Source organism: Paractinoplanes rishiriensis (assembly GCF_016862375.1).
Taxonomy (GTDB): domain Bacteria; phylum Actinomycetota; class Actinomycetes; order Mycobacteriales; family Micromonosporaceae; genus Actinoplanes; species Actinoplanes rishiriensis.
On record NZ_BOMV01000142.1, the window covers coordinates 1 to 4717 of the forward strand.

The 4717-nt window shown below is 63.3% G+C and carries 5 protein-coding genes; 2 read left to right on the forward strand and 3 right to left on the reverse strand.

Translation table 11 applies throughout. The annotated features are described in order from the left end of the window. The first annotated feature begins 771 nt into the window (after positions 1 to 771). On the forward strand, positions 772 to 1332 hold the full coding sequence (locus tag Ari01nite_RS49160; protein ID WP_203791635.1) for a hypothetical protein: 561 nt from the start codon (positions 772 to 774) through the stop codon (positions 1330 to 1332). A gap of 67 nt (positions 1333 to 1399) precedes the next feature. Here Ari01nite_RS49160 and Ari01nite_RS49165 read toward each other — a convergent pair whose 3' ends face one another. After that, the gene (locus Ari01nite_RS49165) at positions 1400 to 2656 is read right to left on the reverse strand and encodes a rod shape-determining protein MreC (RefSeq protein WP_239163705.1); all 1257 of its coding nucleotides are present in this window, start codon (positions 2654 to 2656) and stop codon (positions 1400 to 1402) included. Positions 2657 to 2666: 10 nt separating this feature from the next. After that, positions 2667 to 3188: a SigE family RNA polymerase sigma factor gene (locus tag Ari01nite_RS49170; RefSeq protein WP_203791643.1), complete on the reverse strand. Its 522-nt coding sequence runs from the start codon at positions 3186 to 3188 to the stop codon at positions 2667 to 2669. A gap of 498 nt (positions 3189 to 3686) precedes the next feature. On the opposite strand from Ari01nite_RS49170, the gene Ari01nite_RS49175 reads away from it, so the two are divergent. Continuing rightward, entirely contained in the window at positions 3687 to 3839 is a 153-nt protein-coding gene (locus Ari01nite_RS49175; RefSeq protein ID WP_203791639.1) for a hypothetical protein, read from the forward strand. 360 nt (positions 3840 to 4199) lie between these two features. Here the strand turns inward: Ari01nite_RS49175 and Ari01nite_RS49180 are convergent, their stop codons facing one another. Continuing rightward, positions 4200 to 4574 (reverse strand): hypothetical protein, encoded by a 375-nt coding sequence (locus tag Ari01nite_RS49180; RefSeq protein WP_203791641.1) that lies wholly within the window; start codon positions 4572 to 4574, stop codon positions 4200 to 4202. Between the last annotated feature and the right edge of the window lie 143 nt (positions 4575 to 4717).

The following is a 4717-nucleotide window of genomic DNA, read 5'->3' on the forward strand; positions in this document are numbered from 1 at the left end:
TGATAGTTAACCCAAGTCAGGACTAACTAACTAACTAAGTGCGCACGTATTGCACGTACAGCGCCGCCGTGACGGTCGCGCCTCCCAATTAGGGGTTCAGCGACCGTTTGCGGCTTTGCGCCCATTCATTTACCATTGATCGATGGCTGACGTTGAGGCCGCCCGCAGCATTTAGATCTGCCCACGCGGTAACGGCGCGCCAAATGCAAGGCGGAAGGGATCGGAATCCAGGTCTCATCCGCCGCCCGTTCGCGTTCCTGAATGCCCTGTCCGCACCGTATCAGGAGTTGGTCGACAAAACCCGAACTCCCTGCTACGGACATGGGCCAGGGTGCAACACCTGGACGCCCGCTGCCAGGCATCGACCGCCGAGACTAGAAGTGAAGCCTCGCTAAGCTTTAAAGATCATCCGGCGCGAGTCCTGATTGAATATTCAGGGGTGTCCCGACCACCTTGAGCCGCGGATGTCGGCCTCATCCACGGCCGGAGATTGATCAACCAGCTACGGTGCTGGTCACGGACATAGCACGGCGGGGCCGGACGGCGGATCACAGATTTGACGGGCGTGGCGGGTTTGCGCTCCTTGCGCTAGCACATGTCCTCCGGGCGCGTTGACCCGATGTTGGTGAGAAGTCGCACAAATATTGACCGTCATCGCTCTTGTGGTGGTTGAGCGAGTCTCGGCAGGATCGAGCCATCACTCAAACGTACGGGGAGGAACACAGAGTGTCACATCCGTTGATGAGGCGGTCTGCTGCCGCTGCCGCTGCCGTGACCGCAGGAATGCTGCTCTTGGCCGCTCCGGCTCAAGCGGCACCCAGAACCGAAGTGGCCGGCGGCGAGCCAGCGAAAGCGACGGTTAGTCCCGCCGAGATCGCGGCGAACAATGCCGCCGTGTGGGCGTCGCTGCCGCCGAACGTCACCATGACGGTCCTCGGAAAGCTGCCCGAGCTTCAGGGCCCGATTCATCACTACACTCAGAATGGGACCACGACCACGACCGGCGCGAATATTCTCGCGGTGGCCACACTGCCGTTCCAATTCACGTTTAGTGGAGTATATTCCATGGACGGCCGAGACTTCCGATCTACCCAGACGAAGATCTGCAAGGACATCAAAGCCGAATGGGATTACCCCGAGGAGTCATATCACCAGTTTAAAGTTAGCCTTCGTGGCGCGCCTGTCACCGTTCCCACTGACGGAGTAGCGCGTTCCTACTGCTGGTCGGGCGTCCCAACGAACACGACCATGAACTTTTACTATTATTCTACGAATAACTCTGCTGGTGACATCGCTAAGGCTTCCGGTAACGGCCAGGTTCGGTATCCCTGACCATCGGAAGTACTGAGGACGCGCGGAGGCGAGTCGCCTCCGCGCATCCTGGGTCAGCGGCCCGTCATCAATCGGCGAATGGCGTCATGATCGACAAACTAGTCAGGTGGGCGAGGTCGACTGTCGGCGTAAGCTCCACCATGGTCGCGCCCGCCGCCTTGTCCGCGGACGCTCGTCCGATCGTGACAGCACCGACCTGATTGCTCTGCTGGGACGGATCTGGCATCAAGACGCGGTTGGTTTGATACACGTCACCATCTGCGGGAATGTTTTCCATGACGAGTTTTCCGCCGGTGCCACGTACAGAACCCGGCACATTACTGATATTCGTGTACACCTGGCCCGTGAATTCGGTACTGGTAACCAGGTCGATAATGCCTTCGCCGCGGACGGCGTCGACCGTCGCAACGCGTCCGACCAAACCTTCGGCCACGACGGCTAGTTGCCCCGGCCGGACTCCCTGATTCTTCGGGAACGTCACGACTACCTGCTCGCCGTTCCTGCTGACCACCTCGGCTGGTACGGCCCGCGCGTCGCCGGCAACACCATCCTCACCAGGCACCTCGAACACCTTGGTGACGCTGGCGAACGGTCGATTCGGCTTGATGAACCCAGAGATCCTCGTCGTCTGCGCGGTCGCGGCGAGCGGAAGTTCTGTGACAACAAGACGGCTAGTAGGTTCGTCCGGGTTTCCAATCATTTCCTCATCGACCGCGGTACTCGACACTCGCACCGCTGTCACACCCGGCATGGCAACCGCGATGGCGTAAGTACCCCACCCATCCTTACTGACCACGCCGCCGGCTCCGGTCAACCGCGGACTAACCAGACTGATTACCTGAGTCTTCACCGGGTCGGGCGCCGGCCGATCAACCCTCATCCGCAAAGCGTTCGCCGCGCCGGAATCACCGGTGAAGAACGCCAACCTCGCGGCTCCCTGCTTGTCGTATCCCTGCAAGACCACCACCGCCGAGCGCAGGCGTCGATTGTGCGTCGCGACAAGGGCTCGAACGGCCGTGTGTGGACCTGCCGAGTTCGTACGATCCCAAACGCCAGTGGCCTCACTCACCAGACCGGCATCCACGTTTCCCGCTGGGGACCAGCCCAGGAACGGGCCATCCGGGGGTGATGCAGCAAGTTGTGGTGTGGACCCGACGCTGACCACCCGAAACATCGTCACCAGCACCGCCAAGCAAACTGCGGACGCGGCTCCGGCGGCGATACGCCGCCGCCCGCGAAACCGCTTCGCACGCCGCATGATCTGGCCTTCATAGCCCTCGCTCGGTATCACTGGCTCCGCCAGATCCGCCAGGCCATCACGCAACTCAGCCGTGCTATGCATATCGCACCCCCTGATCAGCAACAGCGTCGACCTCTACCCATTGCTTGCGCAGAGTCTGCAGGCCCCGCGATGAAAGACTCTTGACCGTGCCCACCGAACATCCCAGGGCGCGCGCCGTGTCCTGCTCGGACAGGTCCTCGTAGAAGCGCAGGACGACGACGGCACGCTGTCGTGCAGGCAGCCCCTCCAACGCCCGGCGGAGCAAGTCCCGCTGTTCCACCCCCATGTACTCATCGGGTGCCTGACTCTCCACCAGCCGACCCAAGGGCCGTTCCCACCACGATCGGCGCCGCGTCGAGGTCACGAAGGTATTGACTAGCACGCGCTGAACGTAGCGATCGATGCCTTCTGAGCGTTGCAGCCGAGACCACACCACAACCGTCTTGGCTAGCGTCGTCTGTACCAGATCCTCGGCTTTCCCCCGGTCTCCGCACAGCAGGAAGGCGGTCCGAAGCAACGATCCGTAACGCGCCCGAACGAAGGCTGTCACCTCCTCATCCTCGCGATCGTGCATCATCCCCCCGCATCCTCAATCTCACTATCACGACCACTACTTACGCTCTCGACCCCACCAAAGGTTGCCGTGACTCCAGACTTTGACGATCCATTATCTCGATCCGCCCGCCGTGACCGCGATGTGCAGGAGGATCCGAGTTGTACATGGGCCGAGCCACCAGACCATGGGCTCGACCGATCTCGGGACGGCCGACCATCAACACGCACCTGGCTTGTGAGCAGGACCGCAAGCTGGTCGCCGTGGCGGAAACCCGTGGGCAGCGCGGCGACAGCCGACAGTTCCTCCCTGTGCTGACCATGGTTCATCGACCTAAATGTCGTGTCGCCCAGCGTCGGCCGACCTCGGCACGCTGGCCAGTGCCAGCGCCATCGACGTATACAACGGCGACTTCCTCACCCACCAACTGTGGCGCGACGGCGTGGAGCTCGACCGGTTCAACTCCAGCCCGGAGTACTTCGCGCAGGACCGCCAGGAGTTCTGCCGGCTACGGAATGAATGGGCCGGCCGGACGCGGTTGCTGAGGCGTTCGGCGTCGACGCCGACACCGTCGCGCGCTACCTGATCCCGCCATACACCGGCTTCTTCGGCCGCTTCCGGGGCCGCCGCAGGCCCTTCCCCGACGACACCACCACGATCGACGACGTATGAGTCGACCGTCGACCTGGCGCTGGTCGGCCACTCCGCCTGCTTCGGCCTGGCCGACGGCAAGCCCAACATGGTCTGCGATACCTGCGGCACGCCGGTGGCGACCCGAATCGACGACTGCGGCCTACGACGGGCAATCTGGCTGGACCCGCTGGCCACACCCAGGTGATCGACGACGGCCGCGGCCCGCACCCGGTGTTCGACTGGATAGATCTGATCGACAAGAGGAATGATCAAGTGCCACGGTCTGAGCGCGCCCATTACAGGCGACCATATCGGAGACCGACGAGGTCGAATCTCCCGACGCGGCGCATCGCCCGTACACGGTGTTCGCACTGGCGGCCAAGAGACGAGCGCTCGGCTTCATACCGGCTCGAAGTCCTCCGGCGCCGCGCCGTAGCGCGCCCGGAGCGCAGCGCCGAAGCGGTCGCCGTCCTGCGTGTGCCTGTAGTACGTCTCCGACAGCCGGTCCTCGATGCCTTCGTCGTCGTAGCCGCTCGCAGCGGCAGGCAGCTCGTCCAGCACGGCGGCGAGGTCCTCCATGTTGAAGTAGCGGGCGGCCGCCGCCGCAGCGGCAAGCTGGGCCGGCTCGCAGCTGTCCGCCGCGTGGTTCGGTCCGCCGTTCTGCACCATGCCGTCTACGAGGAGCAGTGCGCTCAGATGACGGTCACCGACACCCGAGCCAGCACTGGCGCAAGCACGGTTCCAGACAGCTGAAAGTGCGTCGCGCTCATCCACCCCACGATTGTGCTTCATCGGGCGGGCCGAACGCGCCTGTTCGGCCCGCAGCCCGGCGATGACCTGAACAGCCTGGCGAGGGGCGCCGCGGTGGACTGCGCCAAGCCAAACCTGCTGCTCCGCATGTCAGCCGACGAGCGTTC